The sequence below is a fragment of the Bordetella genomosp. 10 genome (assembly GCF_002261225.1).
Taxonomy (GTDB): Bacteria; Pseudomonadota; Gammaproteobacteria; order Burkholderiales; family Burkholderiaceae_B; genus Bordetella_C.
The window spans coordinates 1,900,254-1,918,219 of sequence record NZ_NEVM01000005.1 but is presented as its reverse complement, the minus strand read 5'-3'; the positions used below and the strand labels follow the sequence as shown (position 1 = coordinate 1,918,219).

The window sequence follows — 17,966 nt, the reverse complement described above, 5'->3', positions numbered from 1 at the left end:
ATTCCTGTCAGTCGTTGATGCGTGAGGCGATGACATTGCCGATCGGATCGGTCTCCGCGCGCCAGCCCGGCGGCAGAACGATGGTCGTATCCGCGCTTTCGATGATGGCGGGCCCCGCAAGCGCGGCGGGCATGCCGGTGCGCTTGACCACCTGGGTGTCGACCCATCCGATGTCGCGGTTGAAATACACCCTGCGTGATTCGGCCGCGGGATTGGGAGGCGCCTTGGAACCGCTGCGGATGTCCTTGAAATCCAGCACGCTGGCAGCCAGGCCGCGCGCCAGCAGGCGGACGTTCGCGCATTCCATGGCGTCCTTGGAGGCGTATCCGTACATGGCGGTATAGGCCTGGCGGAAATCGTCGCACAACTGCTGAGTGCTCTGCGCGTCCAGCGCATCCGGAATGCGGATCGGAAGTTCGTAGTCCTGTCCCTTGAACCGCATGTCCAGCTCGAATACGTACTCGACGCGATCCGCGGGATAGCCCTCTTCCGCCAGGGCGGCCCGTGCTTCTTCGCGCAGCGTGTCGCGCAGCGATTTGAGCTCCTGGATATCGAGCGCTTGCATCTGCGACTCGAGCGGCCTGACGAAGTAGCGTTCCACGCTGCCCGCGAGCATGCCCATGGCGGTAAACACCCCCGGCGCGTTGGGAAACAGCACGCGGCGCATGCCCAGCGTCTGGGCCAGGTCGCAGGCGTGGACCGGTCCCGATCCGCCGAACGCCATCAGCGTGAACCCGCGCGGGTCCACGCCGCGTTCCACCGTGACGGCCTTGATCGTGCGCGCCATATTGACGTTGACGACTTCGCGGATGCCATACGCGGCATCTTCCGCGCTCAGGCCCAGCGGCTGGCCGAGAGCTTCCGCGATTACCCGGCGCGCGCCGTCCAGGTCCAGCGCCATCGATCCCGCCGCCAGCTTGTTAGGCAGGAAACCCAGCACCGCATTGGCGTCGGTGACGGTCGGCCGCTTGCCGCCGATTCCGTAGCAGACGGGACCGGGGTCGGCCCCCGCCGAAACGGGGCCCACGTTCAACAATCCGCCTTCGTCTATCCAGGCAATGGAGCCGGCCCCGCTACCCACTTCGGCCACGTCTATGGTGGGTACGCGCATCAGATAGCCGCCGGCCTTGATAAAACGGCTGGGCGTGGAAATGCCCGCGCGGAATTCATATTCGTTGGTGCGGGCCAGTTCGCCCTTGTTTATCAGCGACGCGGAGGCCGTGGTGCCGCCCATGTCGAAGACGATGATGTCGGACTCATCGGTTGCCGTACCGAGCCGGCCCGCCCCTACGACGCCGGCCGAACGTCCGGAAGAGATAAAGAACACCGGCCTATCCTGGGCGACCCGGGCGGTGGACAGGCCCCCATTGGAGTTGCTGACCAACAACGGCGCCTGGACGCCGATCTCCCGCAGTCCCGCCTCGAGCCGGCGCAGGTAGGCGCTCAAGGCGGGAAGGACATACGCATTGACGACCGTGGTCGAAGTGCGCTCGTATTCGCGCTGCTCCGGCAAGACGGAAATGGAAGCCGTGACGTGTATCGCCGGGAAGGCCTTTACGAAGGCATCGTAGGCCGCGCGTTCGTTCTCCGGATTCTTGTACGAATTGATGAAGCATATGGCGACGGATTCCACGCCTTCCGCCTCGAAGAACCTGCCCGCGTCCAGGACTTCCTCGATGTCGACCGGCGTATGAACCGTGCCGTCGGCCAGCATCCGCTCATTGATTTCCAGGCGGTATCGGCGTGCGATGAGGGGCTCGGGTTTGTCCCAGGAAAGATCGAACATCGTCGGCGTGCGAACGCGTCCGATCTCCAGTACGTCGCGAAAGCCCCGGGTGGTGATCAGGCCGCAGCGCGCTCCGGCTTTCTGCAGGAGCGTATTGGATCCGACCGTCGTGCCATGAAGGACTTCGATGACGTCCGACATATTCATCCGCGCCTGGTCGAGGATGCGGCGGATGCCCGTGAGAACCGCCTGTTCCGGAGCGGCTGGCGTGGAGGAAACCTTGGTCGAGAAGGAATGACCCGTATCGTCAAGAAGAACGAGATCGGTGAAGGTTCCGCCGATATCGACACCGATGCGTGCTGTAGGCATTTGATCCGACTCCTTAATGTGCGGCGGCATTCCCGCGCTGCGAGACATGCCACGGAAGTGCAAGACGTTCGAGGATTTCAACGAGATAGAACAATCCCGTTCCGAGAATTCCAAGCAGGAAAAGACAGACGAAGACGCGAGGGGTATCGAACTGCCCCTGGGCGGTGAGGATCGCGAAGCCCAGTCCACCGGAGCCGGCGACGAATTCGCCGACGATGGCGCCCACCAGCGCGAACGAGATGGCGACCTTCAGGCCGGCGAAAATACTCGGCAAGGCGTTCGGCAAGCGGATCTTCAACAGGATCATCCACATCGGCGCGCGTGAAATACGGGCGAGGTGCAGCATGTCCGGATCGACCGACCTGAGCCCCAGCACCGCGTCGATGACGATCGAAAAGATGGCCAGGAGGATGGCGATGGCGATCTTCGGTTCGGTTCCGGTTCCCATCCAGATCACGAATAGCGGCGCGAGCGCGACCTTGGGAACGCTGTTCAGGCCCACCAGCAAGGTATATACGGTGCGTTCCAGGAACTTGGAATGAACGATGCCGATCGCCAGCACCAGGCCAAGCAGGGCCGCGAGCGCGAAACCGGAGACGGTGGTCAGGAAGGTCTGTCCGGTCTCTTTCATGAAATAGGCCGGCGAGCCGATGAATTCGGTCCAGATGCGGCTCGGCGGCGGCAGCAGGATCGGCTTGATCTGCAGGATGCGCACGCACAGTTCCCAGATCACCAGCGCGCAGGCGAGCATGGAGAAAATCGTTGCCGGGCCCTTCAGTTTGGCTGTCAGTTGGCTCATGTTTCATTCCTTGAGAATGCCCAGCGTCGCGAAAACGTGGCGGATGTGGCTGTAGTAGTGCGCGAAGTCTTTCGTCTCCCGGACAGACAGTTCACGCGGCCGGGGCAGATCGATATCGACGATCTCCACGATGCGGCCGGGATTACGGTCCATGATCACGACGCGATCCGAAAGGAAGACGGCCTCGGAGATGCCATGCGTGACGAAGACTATGGTCTTGCGCGTGTCTTGCCAGATCCGCGCCAGTTCGAGATTCAAGTCGTCCCGGGTCATCGCGTCGAGCGCGCCGAAGGGTTCATCCATCATGAGCAGCGACGGGTCGCAAAGCAGCGCGCGGCAGATGGATGCGCGTTGGCGCATTCCTCCGGACAGCTCCCAGGGATGGCGGTCCTCGAAGCCGAGCAGGCCGAAGCGTTCCAGCAGCTTGAGCGCGCGGGCTTTCATCGCCGGCGTGTTCTGGCGGCTGAATTCGGCCGTGATCATCACGTTGTCCAGGATCGTGCGCCAGTCGAGCAGAACGTCTTTCTGGAAGACCATCGCGGTCTCTTCCGGCGGGCGCCCGTTCAGTGCTTTCCCCGCGACCTGTATGGCGCCTTGGCTGATGTTCTCCAGGCCCGTCATGCATTTGAGCAGGGTCGACTTGCCGCAGCCGCTCGGTCCGAGGATGGAGACGAACTCGCCTTTCTTGATATCGAGCGAAATGTCCTGAAGCGCCGGGACGGGGCCGCGAGGCGATTTGTAGACCTTATCCACGCCCCGCACTGAAATATGCGTTTCCGGCAGATCGCCTTTAGCGGCGTTCGGAACCGCTTTCAATAGGGTAGACATGTCCGCCTCTTTCACTTGAGATTGATGAACTGATTGGTGTAGTAGTCGGAGGTCTTCCAGCCCGGCTTGATGACGCCCGCCGCTTGCATGGTGTTCAGGGCCTTGACCCAGTCCTCGTCGGCTTGCCAGCCGATAGGCTTGCCCTTGGTGGCGGGGGTATCGAAGAAATCGACGGATTTCCTGATCTGTTCGATGAGCACGGTGCGATCGAGCTTTACGTCCGGACGCTGCCTCATGATGGCGTCGGCCGCTTCTTCGTAATGCCCGTCGCGTATGTAGCTCCATGCGCGTTGCTCCACCGAGACCAGTGTCTTCAGCGCCGCCTTGCGGGTTTCCACCGTTTGATCCGCGACGATGAGGCCGTAGCTGGGATAGGTGATCCCGACATCTTCCGCGAGCACCGTGCGGGAAGGACGCACCGCTTCGGCCACCGGCTCGACGGAGGGGGCGGTGGACATCAGGCCGTCCGCTCTGCCGCTCGTATAGATCCCCCACAAGGCCGAGGCGTCGACGAACAGGACGTTCACCTTGGTCCGGTCCAGGTTGCCTTGCTTGAGCCAGTAGTCGATGAGCGGGGCCCAGGGACTGGCGGCGAAGACCGCGATGGTCTTATTCTCGAAATCCTGTACCTTCTTGATCTGGGAATTCCGGTCCACCAGGACGCCGAGATCGGTCCTGCGGCCCCAGCACGCGATGCTGATGACGGATGCGCCATTGGCGCGGGCCTGCGGCAGCAAGCCCAACTGCACCTGGCCTACATCCACGCGGCCGGAATTCACTAGCTGCAGCGTATTGCCGGAGCCGCGGCCGTCCTGGATATCGACATCCAGGCCCGCCTGCCTGAACCAGCCCTTGTCCTGCGCAAGGTGCATGGCCGCATGGATGCCCCAAGGTGAAAAATCAAGGCGAACCGACAGTTTTTCCTGGGCATGCGCACTGATGCTGGACAGCGTGAACATGGCGGTCGCAAGCAGCCATTTGATGACAGGTCTCGACATGATGATCCTCGATAAGGGATGCGCCCCGATGGCGCGAAGAGGGCGAGGCGTCACGCCCGTTGTGGACGACTCGGTTCAGGCGGCAAGATCAGCGCCAATTTCAGATCGTTGACGTTGGTTCCCGTATTGCCGGTGATGATGTGGTGTTCGATCGCCTGAAGCGCCGGCGATACGTTGTGTTCCCGCAGGGCCCGGTCCAGATCGATATTGCGTTCCCGGGCGATGTGCAGGGTGTCGCTGTCGGCCAGTCCGCCGGCGAATTGCGTCGGACCGTCGGTGCCGTCGGTGTCTATGCCCAGCACGACAATTCCCGGGTGGCCCGCGAGGTCGAGCGCCGCGGCGACCGAGAACTCCTGGTTCGGCCCGCCCAGGCCTTTGGCGCTGCCCGTGATGACGGTGGTTTCACCCCCGCCGATGAGGGCGCAGGGAGCGGGGCTGGGATTGCCATCGAGCATGATCTGCTTGGCGATGGCGACGAAGTTTCGTCCCAGCATGCCGCTGTCCCCCTCGAATACGGTGGACAGGAGCAGGGGTTTGAAACCGAGTTCGCTTGCCGCCTGGACGGCCGCGGAGCAGGCCGCATCGGTCTTCAACAGCAATATGTCGTAGCGGTCGATGTGCGCAAGCTCCGAATCGCGCGCCGTTTCGTCCTCGTCACGTCCTTCTCGCAGGTGCCTTGCCACCGATGCGGGCATCCTGGACCAGAGTTCGTACTTGCTCAGCACGGCACGGGCGTCCGCGAAGGTCGAGCGGTCCGGAAAGGTCGGGTCGGTGATGTAGTCGAGCGGATCGTCGATGACGTCCGAAACCGTGAGGTTGATCACGTGCGCGCCGCGGGGGAGATTTCGTAAAAGGCGGCCGCCTTTCACTTTGCTCAGATGCTTGCGGACGTCGTTGATCTCCACGATATTGGCGCCGCACGTCAGCAGCGTCTGGCTTGCCGCGATCTTGTCGGCGACCTCGATGTCCGCCGCCGGATGGACGAACAGGGACGAAGATCCCCCCGTGAAGCATGCAATCACGATGTCCCCCGGACGAACTTCATCCAGGAGTTTCTGCGTCAGTTGCGCGCCGCGCAGCGAGTTTTCGTCGGGCAGGGGGTGGCTTGCCAGGATCATCCGGATCCTTTCGAACCTTCCCTCCTGCCCGTGCTTGCAAATCACGATCCCCTTGTGCAGCCGGTCGCCCAGCACGTCCTCCAGCGCCTTGGCAATGGGAAAGCTCGCCTTGCCCGCGCCGATCACGAAGACCCGGCCCTGGCGCAGATCGTAGGCACGGTCCTGGATGTGCAGGTAATCCCCTTCGATCCGCGTGATCCGCCGGGTTGCCAAGCCCGGATGGGCCCCTTCGATGCCCTTTTCTGCAATGTTGAGGGCCGCCGTCCGCAGCGCTTTCTGGCCCATGGCGGTCAACGTATCGCGGTTCTTGACGAGGTTCATTTTTCACGGCGAGTGTTTACATGAGGGTGCTATTATGGGCGATCGTCGACAATTATGTAGTTGGTAGAAACGCTTAAGGGTGATTACCTAGCAAGGAAGAGCTTCGAGGCCCGAGGGTTAAAATGGGCGACAATATTTCAGTTTAGCTACGGAGAAGCCCTGGATGGATGCCATGAATTCACTCGGAATCTCGCCGGTCAACAAGGTCTCCGTCGAGGTCCAGGCGGCGGATGCCCTGCGCGATGCCATCGTCAGGGGCCAGATCCCGCCGGGAAGCCGCATCACGGAAAGCCAGCTCGCCACGGAGATGGGACTGTCGCGCGCCTCGGTGCGCACCGCCTTGCACAATCTTGCCAAGGAGGGTTTGACCAGCCTCATCCCGTATACGGGTTGGACCGTCGTAAGCCTCGGCGCAAACGACGTGTGGGAGCTGTACACCTTGCGCTCCAGCATGGAGCGGCTCGCGGCTCGCCTGTTGGTGGAGAGCGGCGACGCGCAGAAGATCGCGGCCTTTGGCGCTACATTTCTCACCCTTACGAGAGCCTGCGCCAGCGAGAACAGCACCGAAATCGCGGAGGCGGATTTCGGTCTGCACAAGGCATTGATCGTCTTGAGCGGGCATGGACGGCTTGGCGTTCAATACGAAAATATAGAACGTCAGATCAGGATGTGCATCGGTTCGAGCGATGCGTTGATCGAGAGTCCGGCCGCGATCCTGGAGCAGCATCGCCCGCTTGCGGAAGCCGTGCTGAGCGGCCGCGCGGATCTGGCGGCGCACCATGCCGAATCGCATAACCTGACCGAAGGGGCCAAATTGCGGGATCACCTTCAACAACGCGAGCAATTGCAGGATATCGAGCCTGTCTTGCGTTCGAGCCGGGGCGCTACCCGGCTCAAGAACCGCAAGAGCAGGGCGCTTGCGACTTGATGGGACGGCGCGCCGGATTTCCTGGAAATCCGGCGCCGCCGATGGCCCGGGCCGAGAGGTCGTTTATTCGGAAGCGCGCCGCGCCTGTTCGCGCGCGGCGCGCAGTTGGTCCAGCTTTTCCTTCAGGCGGATTTCCATGCCGCGTTCGACTTGGCGGCGCTGGCCCACCACGTCGTCGAGGGAACGAGGGCGCATGCGCTCCGCCGGGGGGCGCAGGTGATCCGACGCCGCGTGCAGTAGATCGGGGGTTGGGGGAAACGGCGATCGAGGCATGAAGGGGAAACTCTTGGGAAATGCATGGCGCCATGCGGCGCCCGTTCGTCTGGCAGGGCGGAAGCCCCGGAATTCTTCCGGCTGGATCGGACAGGATACGCAAGCGCCGCCGCCGGCGCGTGGCCCTGCGCTTGTGTTTGTGCTTGGGCGCCAGGCGCTACTATCTCTCCGGCAACCATGCCAGGGAGCGCACTTGTTCGAAAAGGAAACCTGATGACGTCGACGACCGCCGCAACGCCGCCGCGCGCAACGAAGAAGAGACCGCGCGGACGGCCGGCCCATGACGCGGCCGCGGGCTACGATTCGCTGCTGAAGGCGGGCTTGCAGGCCTTCGCCAGGCACGGCTTCGAGGCGGCAAGCGTGCGCGGCATCGCGCGCGAGGCGGGCGTGGACCCGGCCCTGGTGATGCATCACTTCGGCTCGAAGGAAGAATTGTGGATAACCATCGTCGACCAGATCGCCGCGCGGGCCCAGCCCATGCTCGATGCAATGACGCAGTTGCGGACATCCTCCCTGTCCGAGCGGCAGCGCGTCGAACAGGCCGTGTCGCTGCTGGTCGATCGGGTCTTTGCCGAGCCCGAAATGGGAACGTTCTTTTCCACGGCCGCCGTCGAGCAGGGCGAGCGCTTCAATGTCCTAGTGGACAAGCTGCTGCGGCCGCACCGCGATGCCTTCGTTCCTTTGCTGAGCGACGCGATCCAGGCGGGCGTGCTGAAGAAGAACGATCCGGACGTCCTGTGCCTGATGCTGACCAGCGCGATAAGCAGGACGGTTTCCTATAGCCATATGCTGGCCACTTTTTCATCGCTTCCGCGCGATATGGCGGCGTTCAGGAAAGAAGTGTTCCGCACCGCGCTGACCATGCTGAATTAGCGAAGGAGGGCAGGCGTTGCCGGGAGGACGCCCGCGCGATCTCGCTTTACCGCTCTCCCACCGAAGCCAGCAATTTCAGCACCTTGGTGGCCACCCGTATTTCCTCGGAAGGGAGGCTTCCCAGGATATTCCTGCGCAGCGCCGTCAGCCGCTTTTCGATGCGGGCCGCATACTTCTTTCCCTGCGCCGAAAGTTCGATTTCCCGCACCCGGCGGTCTTCGACCACCTGGCTGCGCGTCAACAGGCCGGCCTGTTCTCCCTGGTCGATCGTCCTGACCAGGGTGGCCGGGGTAACCCCCGCCCTGGCCGCCAATATGCCTTGCGATACCCGAGGGCCGTTCCGGTACACGAGCAATATCACGACGCCCAGCGAGGACGATATCGAGACGTCATCCAGGGCTTCGCGCACGGTTTGCACCCATGCCGACCGGGCCGGATATATCGACGAAGTGAAGTCATACAGTTCCTGGTCGGAAGCATCGGAAGATCGTTTGGTCAATATCGGGCCTTTGCGGTGGAGAAGAAAAAAAACGGCAAACAAGAAGGTGTACAAGAAGGCATGCGACAGCCGGAATTAAGGTATTTGTTTAATTGTAAATTGTTTGGTTTGCAACTATCTGGTGGTATCCTAACCACACTGTCGAGCATGACGATGCAGAGAGACCCCCAAGCACTAGTGCCCATGCCGTGAAAAGTCGATCCAAATCCTGTGTCCCTTTGTCTTTAATTCATCATTCGTTGAATAAATGGCGGGACGATCCGACCTTGAAGGAATCCAATGAATATCGACGCTGTACGTAGCAACGCGTTTGCCATGCCCTTGACGAGCCCGGCCTTTCCGATGGGCCCTTACCGCTTCGTCAACCGGGAATTCTTTATCATCACCTATCGTACGGACCCCGACCGGCTGCGCGCGGTCGTGCCCGAACCGTTGAAGATACGCCAACCCCTCGTCAGCTATGAATTCATTCGGATGCCTGACTCCACCGGCTTCGGCGACTACACCGAAAGCGGCCAGGTCATCCCCGTGGAATACAACGGGGTGGCGGGCAGCTACACGCACGCCATGTATCTCAACGACCATCCGCCTATCGCCGGCGGCCGGGAGCTATGGGGTTTTCCGAAGAAACTGGCGACGCCCGTGCTGGAAACCCATACCGATACCCTGGTGGGGACGCTGGATTACGGGCCCGTGCGCATCGCGACGGGAACCATGGGCTACAAACACAAGTCTCTGGATATCGTAGACCAGGCGAAACGCCTCGCCGCGCCCAACTTTCTGCTGAAAATCATTCCGCACGTGGACGGCTCTCCGCGCATCTGCGAACTGGTGAGGTATTACCTGGAGGACATCCAGATGAAGGGCGCATGGACGGGGCCTGCCGCCCTCCAGCTCGCGCCGCACGCGCTCGCGCCGGTGGCGGACCTGCCCGTCCTGGAAATCGTCGAGGCCCGGCATCTGGTGGCGGACCTTACGCTCGGACTGGGCGAGGTCGTCTACGACTATCTGGCGAAATAACCCTTTGATTTCGCTTTTTTACTCTTACAGGAGTTGAGTCATGAGCAATCTGAACGGCAAGGTCGCGGTGGTTACTGGCGCCGCAAGCGGAATCGGCAAGGAAATCGCATTGGTTCTTTCCAGGGCGGGCGCGGCGATCGGCATCGCCGACCTGAACCTGGACGGCGCCAATGCCGTGGCGCAGGAGATCCAGCGCGCCGGCGGACGAGCCGTCGGCATCGCCATGGACGTCACGAACGAAGATGCGGTCAATAAAGGCATCGACGCGGTCGTCGAGCAGTTCGGTTCGATCGACATCCTGGTCTCGAACGCGGGAATCCAGATCGTCAATCCCATCGAGAACTATGCCTTCTCCGACTGGAAGAAGATGCTGGCCATCCACGTGGACGGCGCCTTCCTGACGACCAAGGCCGCCATCAAGCATATGTACCAGGGCAACCGGGGCGGGGTGGTGATCTACATGGGCTCGGTCCATTCGCACGAAGCCTCGCCGCTGAAATCGGCCTATGTGACGGCCAAGCACGGTTTGCTCGGCCTGGCGCGCGTGCTGGCGAAGGAAGGCGCCCCGCATAATGTGCGGTCCCACGTCGTGTGCCCCGGTTTCGTCAAGACCCCGCTGGTCGAAAAGCAGATTCCGGAGCAGGCGAAGGAGCTCGGCATCACGGAAGCGGAAGTCGTCCGCAACGTCATGCTCGGCGGCACCGTGGACGGCGTCTTCACCACCGTGCAGGACGTGGCGCAGACGGTCCTGTTCCTCTCGACCTTCCCCAGCGCGGCGCTGACGGGCCAGTCCTTCGTCGTCAGCCACGGCTGGTTCATGCAATAAGGCGGCGCGCCCGGCATGCCTGGCATATAAGAAGCCAGGCACGCCAGGCTATCCTGGATAGGCATAGACGGAGATCAAGCAATGAAATACAAGCAGGCCGATTTTCTTCTCGTGGGTGGAGGCCTCGCCAGCGCGACGGCGGCGGAAACCTTGCGTCGAGAAGGCGCCGAAGGCTCCATCCTGATTCTCTCGGCCGAATCGGTGCTGCCGTATCACCGTCCCGCCCTGTCCAAGCGGTATCTGCTGGGCACCGTCGATGCATCGCAGATCCTGGTTCATGCGGAAATGTTCTACCAGGAGCAGCGCATAGAAGTCGCGTTGAGTACGCGTGCGGTCTCCGTGGACCCCGAGCGGCATCTGGTCGAGACGTCCACGGGCGACCATATCCAGTATGGAAAATTGTTGATCGCCACCGGCGCCTCGCCGCGGCCGGTCGAGGTGCCCGGCGCGGCGCTGCAAGGAATATATGCCTTGCGGTCCAAGGACGATTGCGACGCCATACGGCGCGGCGCGGCCAAGGCGAAGCGGGTGGCCGTGGTGGGCGGCAGCTTCCTCGGCATGGAGGTTGCCCTGTCCTTGCGCGAAATGGGACTGAGCGTCACCGTGGTCGAAGGCGACAGCCGCCTGATGCGGCATCTCGAATCCCCCATGCTCTCGGACTACTTCAGGGATTTCGCCGGCGAGAATGGCGTGGAAACGGTGGTCGGCGACGCCGTCGTCGAATTCATCGGGCGCGGCAAGGTGAAGGAGGTCGCGACCCGGGCCGGCAAGCGCATCCCTTGCGACCTGGCCGTCGTCTGCACCGGCGTGCAGGCCGCGACGCAGTTCCTCGAAGGTAGCGGCATCGAGCTGGAAGACGGGCGGGTCGTCGTCGACGATCTGCTGAGAGCGAACCAGCCCGACGTGTACGCCGCCGGCGACGTCGTCAGTTTCATGGATCCCGTTTTCGCCCGCCGGCGCCATATCGAACACTGGGACAACGCCGTCAAGCAGGGACGGCTGGCGGCGATGAACATGCTCGGGCGCCGGCGCCGGTACGACGAGGTTTCCTATTTCTTCTGCGAAATCGGCAGCATCGGCTTCGACATGCTGGGCGACCCGGAAGGCGCCGACGAAACGATAGAGCGAGGCGGCTTGAACAGCCGCGCGTTCAGTTTGTTCTACCTGAAGGACGACGTGCCGCGCGCGCTGTTTTCCTTCGGCCGGCCCGCCGATGAGATCCGGCTCTCGGAGGGATTGATCCGGTATCGCACCAATCTGCGGGCCGACAAGCTGAAACTGCAGGACCCGGATTTCAAGCTGGACTTCCTGCCGATGCAGAACGTCCTGATCCTCCAGGGCGGCGGCGCGCTGGGCGCGTTCGAATGCGGCGTGGTCAAGGGGCTGGAGGAGCATCGGATATTTCCCGACATCGTCGCCGGCATTTCCATCGGCGCCTTGAACGGCGCGATCATCGCCGGTAATCCTAAGCACGCCACCGAAGCGCTGGAGTCCTTCTGGTCCGAGCTCCAGGTCGTGTCCGCGCCGATGCCCGAGCCGTTGAGGCAGGCCGCGACGGCGATGCAGATCCTGCAATTCGGCGTGCCCCAGTTCTTCCGGCCGAGGTGGATTCCGTCCTGCGATACCCCCTGGGTCGCGCCGTGGAAGTGGACCAGCTTCTACGATACGGCGCCGATGCGGACGCTGCTCGAGAAGTACGTCGATTTCAAGTCGCTGCCCGCCAGCCCGGTGCGCCTGCTGGTCGGCGCGGTCAATGTGCTGACGTCGGAATTCGAGGTGTTCGACAGCTACGTCGACGACATGACGCCCGACCACATCCTGGCCAGCGGCAGCCTGCCGCCCGGTTTCTCGTGGACCTACGTCAACGGCCAACCGTATTGGGACGGCGGCATCGTCAGCAATTCGCCGCTGGACATGGTGGTCGATCGTTGCGGCCCGGACGGCAAGCGCGTCTTTATCGTCGACCTGTTCTCCGGCCAGAAGGCGCTGCCGGAAAACCTGACGGAAATCATGGCGCGCCGGGATGAAATCCTCTATTCGGAACGCATCCGCAACGACCTGCGGACGCGCGAGTTGATCGATTCCTATCGCGGCATGATCGAGAGCCTTCTGCGGGAGATCGAGCCGGCGAGGCAGGAGAAGATCCGGCAGCGGCCGCGCTATATCCAGCTCATGGGCGACGGGGCGCCCATGCACATCACGCGGTTCCTGCGCAAGGGGCCGGAGAACGAGCCTTCTTCGCGCGATTACGACTTCTCCGACGTCGCGGTTCGCGCGCACCAGGCCCAGGGCTATGCGCTGGTGCGTGAAGTACTGGGCGCGCCGGGGGAAGCGCCGGCGCATCTTCAGCCGAGGAAGCCGCGCCGTCAATCCGCCGAGGAGGCGGATACGGCCGTCGACACCAGCACCACGTAGGCCGCGCCGGCGGGGCGCCGGTTATTCCTTCCGGTTATTCTTCCGCCGGCTTGCGCGGCAGCAGTTTCGCGTTCGCCAGCAGCACCTGCTCGGACAAATCGATTTCCCGTTGCAGCAGGCGGTCGGTCTCGTCATTGATCTCGCCGCTGCGCAGCATTCTCCGGAGCTCCGCGCGCTCGGCGCGCATGAGGTGCAAGCGGATCGCGGCCTTTTGCCGCGCCCGCTCCCACGCGAGTTCGCGGGCGGTCTGCCCGGAATTGTCCGCCTCGGAATCGTCGAAACGGTACATCCGGTCCTGGTATTCCGGCAGCAAGCGGGCCAGCACTTCGAGCTTGCGCGCGTCGGGTTCGTTCGGCGTCGCCGATGCGTCATCCCCGTCCAGGTTGCGCGCCAGTTCCGCCTGCTGCTGCTCCAGTTCTCGCAGGGAACAGCGCGCCAGGGCGGCGCGGGCGCGGTCGGCCTCGGCGGCGGCGGGATCGAGCTCCGTGCTGCCGAGCCCGCTGAGCAAGGCGGGCAGGGTGAGGTTGGCCAATACCAGCGAAAGGACGATCACGCCGGCCGAGGCGACGATCAGGAACTCGCGGTACGGAAAGCCCGCGCCGCCGGCCGAGGCGGCGGGCAGCGAAAGCACGGCCGCGAGCGTAATGGCGCCGCGCACGCCGGCGATGGACATTGCCGTGGTCCCGCGCAAAGAGGGAAACTTGCCGCCGTTATGCCGAAGCCGCGCGGTCGCGGATCGCACCGCCAGCGAAATCCATACCCAGACGAAACGGAGCAGGACCAGCGCGCCGGTGATTTGGACGATGACCAGGGCGAGGTGCCAGGGCGCGACGTTGGCGGCGCGGCTCAGCGCGATGCCGTTCTCCAGCAGATCCGGCAGTTGAAGCCCGAACAGGATGAAGATGAGCGCGTTGAACAGGAAACCGATCATCGCCCATACCGTGCTGGTGCGCAGCCGGGTCGCGCTCTGGCCGTCATCCAGGATGCCGAAGATCTTCGCCGTCAGGCCCGCGCTGACCGCCGCCAGAATGCCGGATAAGCCCAGCTCGTTGGCCAGGAGATAGACCCCGAAGGGAAGCAGCATGAGCAGCGTGATCTGCGTCGGCGCGTCGTCGAAGCCGCAGCGGGTGAGCAGGCGGTTCAGCATGGTCAAGCCCCATGCGACGGCGGCGCCGACGGCCACGCCGCCCAGGGCGATGACGAAGAATCCCTCCAGCGCCTGGGTGACGGAGAACGCGCCCGTGAGCGTGGCCACCACCGCGAATTTGAAGCAGACCAGGCCGGAGGCGTCGTTCAGCAGCGATTCGCCTTCGACGATGTGCACGAAGCGGGGCGGAACCCGCCTGCCCGCCACCATGCCGCTGACCGCGACCGCGTCGGTCGGCGACAACACCGCCGCCAAGGTAAAGCAGACCGGCAAGGGCAGGTTCGGAATCAGCCAGTGCAGGAACAGGCCGCATCCCAGCGTGGTGGCGAGCACCAGCCCCATCGCCATCATCAGGATCATCCAGCGGAGTTCGCGAAACTCCCGTATGGGTGTCCGGTAGGCATCCGAATAGAGCAGCGGGGGGATGAACAGCAGCAGGAACATATCCGGGTCGAACCCGACATGCCAGCCTGCCAGCGCACAGAGCGCGCCAAGGGCCATTTGCAGGAGCGGCGCGGAAATCCTTACCACGCGGCCCAGGATGCCGCTCAGGACGGCGACGAAGACGAGAAGCAGGATGGTCGTGACGCTTTGCATTTCAGGGCCGGCTTGGCCAGACGCAGTTCAGGCGGCCCTGATGGTGCCTTGGATGGCGGACGAGGTCAATTGCCCTTCGGGCGCAAGTGTTTTGCAGAAATGGAAGGGACGACGGCTGCCGCCAGGTGGCGGCAGCCGCGCGTTCGGCATGGGATGGCGGGGCGCCGCAACGCCCGCGCCCGCCGGCGTCGTGTTAGGACTAGAAACGCATGGCCAGCGTGAGCAGGCCCGAGTGCTGCCGGTTGCCGCCGCCGAATTGCGCGTCGTAGGCCACGCCCACCGTCGTGTTGCGCGTAACGGCCATTTCGGCGCCGAGTCCGAACACGGCGGCGTCGCGGGCGATGGGAACGCCCGTCACCGAGAACGTCGTGCCGCCGTCGAAAGCCAGTTGCTGCCTCGGCCGCACGTCGCCCATGGCGTGGCGCCAGCCCAGCGAGGCGGTCAGGCGGCCCGGCGCGCCGTCCGAATCGAACTGCCATGCGCCGCGCAGTCCCAGCGTGGTGCTCGTCACGTCGTCGGTGCGTCCTTCCCCGTGCAGGACGGCCGTGCCGCCGGACTCGTCGAAGGCGCGGGTGCGTAGCTGGTTCCAGGCCACGCCGGCGTAGGGCTCGATGGTATAGGCATCGCCCAGCGGCAGGTTGTAGCCGAGTTCGCTGAACACCTGCGTCGAAGAGGCGTGATAGGACGATTCGAGCTGCTGGTTCAGGCTGCCGGCCGCCACGCTGCGCTTGGTGTCGACGTCGTGCCAGGTGTACGCCGCGCCGGCCGTGAAGCGGAAATGGCCGGGACCGGCGTAGAAATTCCGGCCGCCGAACAGGGTCGCCGTGTAGCTGTCGACGTCGGTGCGCGAGGAGGTGTTGGCGATCGAGCTGTGGCTGCCGATGTAGCCGAGCGCGCCGCCCAGGCGCCAGCCGCCGCCCACCGCGCCGTCGCCGCCGACGAAGATGCCGCCGTCCGATTGGCGCACGCGCGAGGCGTTGCCGTCGCCGGCGAAGGTGCGCCAGTTGCCGAAGACCTGCGCCCAGACCGGGTGCGCGCCGCTGCGCGGCAGGGCGTCGGGCGACGGCGGGCCCCATTGGGCCGTGGGCCGGCCGGCGAGCGCCGGCGCGTCGAGGTTGCCGCGCAGGTGATTCATCGGCAGCGTGCGCACGGTGTCTCCCAGGCTTTGCAGGACGCTGGCGTTGCTCGCGTAAGCTTCGCCGGAAAGCATGTTCAGGGCCGCGCGCGCTTCGTCCGGCGTCATGGAGAGGACCGCCGTCGCCACCTGGCTGGCGCCCGTCTCCTTGGCCGCGCCCGCGACCGAGCCCGTCAGGCCGCCGCCGCCGGTCGAGGCGTTGGCCGAGTTGCCGGCCGGATCGGTGCCCGAACCGCTGGCGGAGTTATTGGCTGAAGCGCCGCCAGAGTTTCCGGCCGACGCGTTGCCGGCTGACGCGTTGCCGTTCCCGCTCGAAGACGATCCGCTCCCGGCCGACGATCCGTTCCCGCTCGAAGACGATCCACCCGCCCCCAATGACGATCCATTCCCGGCCGACGGCGTGCCGCCTCCGCTGGCGGGCGGCGCTTCGTTATCCAGCGCGCCGCCCACGCTGCCCTGGTTGCCCGTGTTGCCGACGCTGCCGATGGGCACGTCGTTGCGCGTGAGCGTCATGAACGCATTGTTCGTGTCGTAGCTCAGCGTGGGGGTGAGGAAGGCATATGCGCTCGAGGCGCCGGTGAAGCGGCCTTGGATGCCGCCGTCCGCCGTCAGGATGTTGTAGGTCGTGGCCGGCGCGTAGTTGCCGTCGGGCCCCACGTGCGCCACGGTGCCGTCCAGGTAGGCCACGCCGGTGACGTGGATGTGGTCGCTGGCGCTGCTGGCCGGATCGGCATGCACGCGATAGACGGTGTCCTGGCCGAAGTTGAGGTTGCCGTTGATGGTGAGCGTGCCGATGGGCGAGCCGTCGTTGCCGGGAGAGATCACCGCGGTGGGATAGAGGGTGGTGCTGCCCAACTGGCCGACGCCCGCCAGCACGACTTCGCGGCCGATATCGACGGGGCCGTTCAGCTTGCCGTCGATCTCCAGCGCGCCGTCGGCGATCAGGATGGGGCCGCCCAGGCCGCTGCTGTCGGCGGTCAGGATCACCGATCCCGGGCCGGTCTTGACGAAGCCGTCCGTGCCTTGAAGGGGGTTGTCGATGGTGTCGACGAACTGGCCGGAGGCATAGGTGCCGTCGCCGACGACGATGGCCGGCGGGTTGCCGCCGCTGGCCTGCAGGGTGATGGGCGCGCCTTGCAGGCGATAGCGGTCGGTGGCGAATTGAATGCCGGACACGCGCACCGCGCCGGCGCCGCCATCGACGGTCACCGTGCCCGCCGCGCCGGTGAAAATGGCGTATCCGCCATCGGGCAGGGCGCCCGTGGCATTGGCCGGGCTGTTCCAGTTCGTGCTGGCGGCGCTCCAGGTGCCGCTGCCGCCGCCGGCGCGGGTGGCGGACGCCAGGCCGTTGCCGTTCCACAGGTTGGTCGTGCTCGGGCCCAGGATCAGGTTGATCTGCTTGTCGCCGGTCAGCGACTGGATGGTCGCCGTCGGCGTGGAGGCGCCCGTGACCGAGCCCAGCGTCAGGCCGTTGCCGCTCAAGGTGCCGCCGTACGACAGGATGCGGTAGTAGCCGGCATTGGCGCCCTGCGTGTTCACCGAGACGTTCAGCGTGGTGTTGTTGAGCGCGACGTTGCCGGCCACGGTGATGTTGTCGCCGGTGCCGGGTTGCGTGATGGGCAGCCCCGCATAGCCGGTCTCGAAGTCGAACACGGCATTGCTCATCGACAGGTTGCCGGTGACGATGAGGTTGCCGTTGGACACGCCGGTCGGCGTATCCACGGCGTACCCGGGCGCGACGTGCGAGTTGCCCGTCACGTTGAGATCGCCGTTGATCGAGCCGAAGCCCGCGATGGTGGCGTTCGAGTTCGCGTTGACGTTGCCGCCGAGCGTGACGCCCGCGCCGCCCCCGTTCCCGCCGATCACCAGCGTGCCGCCGTTGACGTCGGTTCCCCCGGGAAAGTTGGCCGAGCCGTCGAACACCTGGGTGCTGCCTGCCGAAACCGTCAGGTCCGCGGCCGCGGCAACGCCGCAGTAGGACGCGCTCAGCGCGATCGTCGCCTTCAGCCACTTCTTCTTGCCGTATCTCAATGGACTTCCTTCATGTATCAGTCAAAAGACTGAGGTCTAAAAAATTGCTGGATTGCTGTAAAA

At 64.3% G+C, this 17,966-nt stretch carries 14 protein-coding genes; 5 read left to right on the top strand and 9 right to left on the bottom strand.

Annotation, left to right across the window (positions count from 1 at the left end; translation table 11 throughout):
* Positions 1–7: 7 nt before the first annotated feature.
* Genes CAL29_RS24645 through CAL29_RS24625 form a run of 5 tightly spaced genes read right to left on the bottom strand, consistent with a single transcriptional unit; the run spans position 8 to position 6,159 of the window.
* Entirely contained in the window at positions 8–2,095 is a 2,088-nt protein-coding gene (locus CAL29_RS24645) for a hydantoinase/oxoprolinase family protein (protein ID WP_094855565.1), read from the bottom strand.
* Between the two features lie 13 nt (positions 2,096–2,108).
* A complete protein-coding gene (locus tag CAL29_RS24640; protein ID WP_094855564.1) occupies positions 2,109–2,894 on the bottom strand; it encodes an ABC transporter permease in 786 nt (261 codons plus the stop codon).
* A gap of 3 nt (positions 2,895–2,897) precedes the next feature.
* On the bottom strand, positions 2,898–3,722 hold the full coding sequence (locus tag CAL29_RS24635) for an ABC transporter ATP-binding protein (RefSeq protein ID WP_094855563.1): 825 nt from the start codon (positions 3,720–3,722) through the stop codon (positions 2,898–2,900).
* Between the two features lie 11 nt (positions 3,723–3,733).
* Entirely contained in the window at positions 3,734–4,720 is a 987-nt protein-coding gene (locus CAL29_RS24630; RefSeq protein ID WP_094855562.1) for an ABC transporter substrate-binding protein, read from the bottom strand.
* A 50-nt stretch (positions 4,721–4,770) separates the two neighbouring features.
* Entirely contained in the window at positions 4,771–6,159 is a 1,389-nt protein-coding gene (locus CAL29_RS24625; RefSeq protein WP_094855561.1) for a glycerate kinase type-2 family protein, read from the bottom strand.
* 163 nt (positions 6,160–6,322) lie between these two features.
* On the opposite strand from CAL29_RS24625, the gene CAL29_RS24620 reads away from it, so the two are divergent.
* On the top strand, positions 6,323–7,087 hold the full coding sequence (locus CAL29_RS24620) for a GntR family transcriptional regulator (RefSeq protein ID WP_218831895.1): 765 nt from the start codon (positions 6,323–6,325) through the stop codon (positions 7,085–7,087).
* Positions 7,088–7,150: 63 nt separating this feature from the next.
* Here CAL29_RS24620 and CAL29_RS32125 read toward each other — a convergent pair whose 3' ends face one another.
* Complete coding sequence (locus tag CAL29_RS32125) at positions 7,151–7,282, bottom strand: hypothetical protein (protein ID WP_256977724.1); 132 nt, start codon at positions 7,280–7,282, stop codon at positions 7,151–7,153.
* Positions 7,283–7,573: 291 nt separating this feature from the next.
* On the opposite strand from CAL29_RS32125, the gene CAL29_RS24610 reads away from it, so the two are divergent.
* The gene (locus CAL29_RS24610; RefSeq protein WP_094855559.1) at positions 7,574–8,233 is read left to right on the top strand and encodes a TetR/AcrR family transcriptional regulator; all 660 of its coding nucleotides are present in this window, start codon (positions 7,574–7,576) and stop codon (positions 8,231–8,233) included.
* Positions 8,234–8,279: 46 nt separating this feature from the next.
* Here the strand turns inward: CAL29_RS24610 and CAL29_RS24605 are convergent, their stop codons facing one another.
* The gene (locus CAL29_RS24605) at positions 8,280–8,732 is read right to left on the bottom strand and encodes a MarR family winged helix-turn-helix transcriptional regulator (protein ID WP_179284171.1); all 453 of its coding nucleotides are present in this window, start codon (positions 8,730–8,732) and stop codon (positions 8,280–8,282) included.
* A 279-nt stretch (positions 8,733–9,011) separates the two neighbouring features.
* Here CAL29_RS24605 and CAL29_RS24600 point away from each other — a divergent pair, with 279 nt between their 5' ends.
* The 3 genes from CAL29_RS24600 (at position 9,012) to CAL29_RS24590 (ending at position 12,993) form a co-directional block, all read left to right on the top strand.
* Entirely contained in the window at positions 9,012–9,752 is a 741-nt protein-coding gene (locus tag CAL29_RS24600; RefSeq protein ID WP_094855557.1) for an acetoacetate decarboxylase, read from the top strand.
* Between the two features lie 40 nt (positions 9,753–9,792).
* Positions 9,793–10,578, top strand: a complete 786-nt coding sequence (locus CAL29_RS24595) for a 3-hydroxybutyrate dehydrogenase (protein ID WP_094855556.1) — start codon at positions 9,793–9,795, stop codon at positions 10,576–10,578.
* A gap of 81 nt (positions 10,579–10,659) precedes the next feature.
* Positions 10,660–12,993, top strand: coding sequence for an FAD-dependent oxidoreductase (locus CAL29_RS24590; protein WP_094855555.1), 2,334 nt, complete (start codon positions 10,660–10,662; stop codon positions 12,991–12,993).
* Positions 12,994–13,027: 34 nt separating this feature from the next.
* On the opposite strand, the gene CAL29_RS24585 is transcribed toward CAL29_RS24590, so the two are convergent.
* Both CAL29_RS24585 and CAL29_RS24580 read right to left on the bottom strand, forming a co-directional pair.
* Complete coding sequence (locus tag CAL29_RS24585) at positions 13,028–14,737, bottom strand: Na+/H+ antiporter (protein ID WP_094855554.1); 1,710 nt, start codon at positions 14,735–14,737, stop codon at positions 13,028–13,030.
* Between the two features lie 199 nt (positions 14,738–14,936).
* Positions 14,937–17,903, bottom strand: a complete 2,967-nt coding sequence (locus tag CAL29_RS24580) for an autotransporter family protein (RefSeq protein ID WP_094855553.1) — start codon at positions 17,901–17,903, stop codon at positions 14,937–14,939.
* Between the last annotated feature and the right edge of the window lie 63 nt (positions 17,904–17,966).

Bases quoted from the DNA above. Each gene is read 5' to 3' on its own strand.
- CAL29_RS24645 (WP_094855565.1), bottom strand. From the start codon at position 2,095: ATGCCTACAGCACGCATCGGTGTCGATATCGGCGGAACCTTCACCGAT.
- CAL29_RS24640 (WP_094855564.1), bottom strand. From the start codon at position 2,894: ATGAGCCAACTGACAGCCAAACTGAAGGGCCCGGCAACGATTTTCTCC.
- CAL29_RS24635 (WP_094855563.1), bottom strand. From the start codon at position 3,722: ATGTCTACCCTATTGAAAGCGGTTCCGAACGCCGCTAAAGGCGATCTG.
- CAL29_RS24630 (WP_094855562.1), bottom strand. From the start codon at position 4,720: ATGTCGAGACCTGTCATCAAATGGCTGCTTGCGACCGCCATGTTCACG.
- CAL29_RS24625 (WP_094855561.1), bottom strand. From the start codon at position 6,159: ATGAACCTCGTCAAGAACCGCGATACGTTGACCGCCATGGGCCAGAAA.
- CAL29_RS24620 (WP_218831895.1), top strand. From the start codon at position 6,323: ATGGATGCCATGAATTCACTCGGAATCTCGCCGGTCAACAAGGTCTCC.
- CAL29_RS32125 (WP_256977724.1), bottom strand. From the start codon at position 7,282: ATGCGCCCTCGTTCCCTCGACGACGTGGTGGGCCAGCGCCGCCAAGTC.
- CAL29_RS24610 (WP_094855559.1), top strand. From the start codon at position 7,574: ATGACGTCGACGACCGCCGCAACGCCGCCGCGCGCAACGAAGAAGAGA.
- CAL29_RS24600 (WP_094855557.1), top strand. From the start codon at position 9,012: ATGAATATCGACGCTGTACGTAGCAACGCGTTTGCCATGCCCTTGACG.
- CAL29_RS24595 (WP_094855556.1), top strand. From the start codon at position 9,793: ATGAGCAATCTGAACGGCAAGGTCGCGGTGGTTACTGGCGCCGCAAGC.
- CAL29_RS24590 (WP_094855555.1), top strand. From the start codon at position 10,660: ATGAAATACAAGCAGGCCGATTTTCTTCTCGTGGGTGGAGGCCTCGCC.
- CAL29_RS24585 (WP_094855554.1), bottom strand. From the start codon at position 14,737: ATGCAAAGCGTCACGACCATCCTGCTTCTCGTCTTCGTCGCCGTCCTG.